A 3172-nucleotide genomic window follows, 5' to 3' on the forward strand; every position below is an offset into this window, starting at 1 on the left:
GACGAAGCTACCGTTCAATATACTCATCTGAACGTCACCTATCTGTTCCGGCCAATACCCATTTTGTTTGTTACCCCTGTGTAACGTTATCTCAAAGCCGTTGCCGTACGGCTAATGAAGTCGCTCAAAGCCGCGACACGCGCGATGTCGCTCCGTCCCTTACGGGAAATTACCCACAGATCATGGTACCGTTGTTTCGGAAGTTGAATGATCGCCAACTCCTGATTTTCAGCAAAGGCATCCACGCCGGATTTTGGCAATATTGTGTACCCTAGCCCCTGCGCAACGGGAATTGGGATTTGGCCGATCTGGTTGACGAAAGTCCTGACTCTTAAGCGATCAGAGCCTTTGTAGTCCTTGGGGAAGTTCAGCGAAAAAAGATCATCCGCATATGCATACCCGTCTGGGTGCGCGACAAAACCAAGCTCGTTTAACTGATTAAGATCAATTTTTCGCCCAGAAAAGGGTCGCGGAACCACCAAACACAACTCTTCTCGGGCCAATTCATGTGCGTCCAGTCGGGGGTGGCTGATGGGTTCCGCGACGACCCCCAGATCAAACTCTCCATTCAGAACGGATGTCACAATGCTCATATGTGGAGCAGCCGTAACACTGATCACAAGCTCTGGCGCGTGCTGCATCCGATCAAGAATATGCGGATAGAGCCACATGGCAAAGCTGCCGGAACACCCGATGCTGATGTCGCCAACGTCTGGATCATCAGTTTGAATGGTGTCTTGCAATTCGCGCTCTTGCTGACGTCGCGCAAGGCCGATGGCCAGCACGGCTTCACCAGCAGGGGTGAGCGTAAAGGACTTACCATCCTTTGATATCAGCGGTTTGCCGACTTGGGACGCCAGTTTGTGCAGATGCTGCGAAACACCAGGTTGTGTCATCCCCAACAGCTCCGCCGTCCGCGTAAAATGTCCGACGTCGCACAGCGTTGTAAAGGTATCCAACCACGTGGCATTCAGCATGACTGCCTCAAAAAATTATGAAAATCATACAAAATGATAATTTTTAATGCGAGCACAGTCCATCTAAATCTCTTTCAACACTCTTGAAAGGAAACACCATGCAACCGACACCACGTTCATTCTCTCATATCGGTCTATCTGTTCCGGATTTAGACAAGGCTATCAAATTCTACGGCGACGTTCTTGGCTTCTATGTCATCATGGAACCTACAGTCATTATCGAAGACGATAGCGACATTGGCCAGATGTGCTCGGACGTTTTTGGCAAAGGTTGGGGGCGCATGCGCATCGCGCACTTAGCGACGGCTGATCGCATCGGGTTTGAGCTGTTCGAATTTGAAGGACACAAGGCACCAGAAGATAACCTTAACTTCAGACAACACGGCATGTTTCATTTTGCCATTCAGGATCCAAACCTTGAAGATCTACTGGCAAAGATTGTTGCGGCCGGTGGCAAACAACGCATGCCAGTGCGCGAATATTTTCCCGACGAGAAACCATATCGCATGGTCTACGTCGAAGACCCTTTTGGGATCGTCTTTGAACTCTACAGTCACAGCTATGAACTGACATACTCTAACGGTGCATACTCCTAAGCCAGACGCCGACATTCACGTTGCAAGTGAGTGTCGGCACTTTGGCCTCGTTCCGGACCTTCGCTGCAATCATTTCCGACGGCAACTTAACCGAATCTGTCAAACCACGATTGATGAGAGCGGGGGGAGCTTCTAGTGTGTCCACCAGCGACGAACTTAATCGTCAAGACATGAGGCTTGGATGAGCATTGTTATTTTCCTAGATTTTATAGGCGTCACACTTTTCGCAGTGACGGGAGCACTGGTGGCGTCACGCAAACAGTTGGATATCATCGGCTTCATATTCTTGGCGATGGTTACTGGCACAGGTGGTGGAACCGTTCGCGATCTCATACTTGGAGTGCCGGTGTTTTGGGTTGAACAACCGCTGTTCATTCTGGTCTGCACAGTGGCAGCAGTTGTAACGTTTTTCATCGCGCACTTTCTGGAGTCGCGCTACCTTTGGTTGTTATGGCTCGATGCGGCCGCGCTGGCTGCCTATGCCGTGTTTGGCGCCTATAAAGGGTTGCTTGTCACCGGATCGCCAGTGATAGCGGTCGTGATGGGGGTACTCACAGGAGGGCTTGGCGGTGTGTTTCGAGATATTTTGGCTAGCGAACCTTCGGTTTTGATGCGCAAAGATATCTATCTCCTTGCGGCGATGGTTGGCGGTTTGACTTATGTCGGTATTCTAGGGGCCGGAGTTGATCAATTTGTGGCGGCCGGCCTAGGATTTATTTTGGCGTTCCTAACACGCAGCGGTGCGCTGGCTTATGGTTGGAGTATGCCAGTATATCGCTCACGTCCAGGGCGCGACCCTGAGGTCAGCCTTGATGCCGCCAACCGCAACAACCCTGATTAATCTTATTGTTAATGCTGCATTCGACAAAAAGGGCGGAGAGCTACCCCTCGCTGCAAATTGGTCCAACGCCCGCTTTTCGCACAACCTCAATTTGAAACCGCACCAAACGAAACGCTAAGCACACCAAGGTAGATTGTGGCGGCATACTCATACTCCGGAGCTGGGACGCAAAGAGCAGACCGACCGTACGGTAGCCTCGTCAGTCATTCGCCAGTCGCTTATTCATGGAGACGGTGTTGCCGCTTCGGGCCATCTCAGTCCATCCCAAGTGCTGATAGAGGCGAACATTCTCAGGCATATCGACGTGGGTGTTCAGACGCATTTCACTAAATCCTTGCCGCTTGGCCTCACATTCTGAAAGCTCGATCAGTTTGCGTCCTAAGCCCTTCCCGCCATGATCGGGGTGAACCGCCAAGTTCGCGAGTTTCATGAATCCATCACCGGTAACAAGAACGAGACCGGCAATAACCTCCTCGCCTTGCACGGCGACCCAGACCTGATTGTTGGCAATGTCGTCCGCACACCCGTCGGAAACCGATGGCATATCAGAGATGCGCTCCGCGTACTGGGCATATGCCGCGTCAATGCAGGCTGCCAACGCACTAGCATCCGTCGCTTGTGCGGGGCGAATTACTGGATTTTGAATTCTCAAATCATTTCCTTCCTTCAGGCTTGTTTCATGTACCTCTGATCATAGCGCGGAACTCAAAGTCATTGAAGCGGACCTTGGCCGCATCGCAGAAGATAGGTAAAATGGG

General features: G+C 51.4%; 4 protein-coding genes. 2 read left to right on the forward strand and 2 right to left on the reverse strand.

The window, feature by feature from the left end; all coding sequences use genetic code 11:
- Positions 1 to 86: 86 nt before the first annotated feature.
- Complete coding sequence (locus tag AB9F26_RS22005) at positions 87 to 977, reverse strand: LysR family transcriptional regulator (RefSeq protein ID WP_369769097.1); 891 nt, start codon at positions 975 to 977, stop codon at positions 87 to 89.
- 98 nt (positions 978 to 1075) lie between these two features.
- On the opposite strand from AB9F26_RS22005, the gene AB9F26_RS22010 reads away from it, so the two are divergent.
- Both AB9F26_RS22010 and AB9F26_RS22015 read left to right on the forward strand, forming a co-directional pair.
- On the forward strand, positions 1076 to 1573 hold the full coding sequence (locus AB9F26_RS22010) for a lactoylglutathione lyase family protein (RefSeq protein ID WP_369769098.1): 498 nt from the start codon (positions 1076 to 1078) through the stop codon (positions 1571 to 1573).
- 181 nt (positions 1574 to 1754) lie between these two features.
- Positions 1755 to 2414: a trimeric intracellular cation channel family protein gene (locus AB9F26_RS22015; protein WP_369756109.1), complete on the forward strand. Its 660-nt coding sequence runs from the start codon at positions 1755 to 1757 to the stop codon at positions 2412 to 2414.
- 199 nt (positions 2415 to 2613) lie between these two features.
- Here AB9F26_RS22015 and AB9F26_RS22020 read toward each other — a convergent pair whose 3' ends face one another.
- Positions 2614 to 3066 (reverse strand): GNAT family N-acetyltransferase, encoded by a 453-nt coding sequence (locus tag AB9F26_RS22020; RefSeq protein WP_369757913.1) that lies wholly within the window; start codon positions 3064 to 3066, stop codon positions 2614 to 2616.
- Positions 3067 to 3172: the final 106 nt, after the last annotated feature.

It is taken from the genome of Falsihalocynthiibacter sp. BN13B15 (assembly GCF_041205415.1).
Lineage (GTDB): Bacteria > Pseudomonadota > Alphaproteobacteria > Rhodobacterales > Rhodobacteraceae > Falsihalocynthiibacter > Falsihalocynthiibacter arcticus.

Excerpts from the sequence above, each read along its gene's own strand:
- AB9F26_RS22005 (WP_369769097.1), bottom strand. The coding sequence starts at position 977 with ATGCTGAATGCCACGTGGTTGGATACCTTTACAACGCTGTGCGACGTC.
- AB9F26_RS22015 (WP_369756109.1), top strand. The coding sequence starts at position 1,755 with ATGAGCATTGTTATTTTCCTAGATTTTATAGGCGTCACACTTTTCGCA.
- AB9F26_RS22010 (WP_369769098.1), top strand. The coding sequence starts at position 1,076 with ATGCAACCGACACCACGTTCATTCTCTCATATCGGTCTATCTGTTCCG.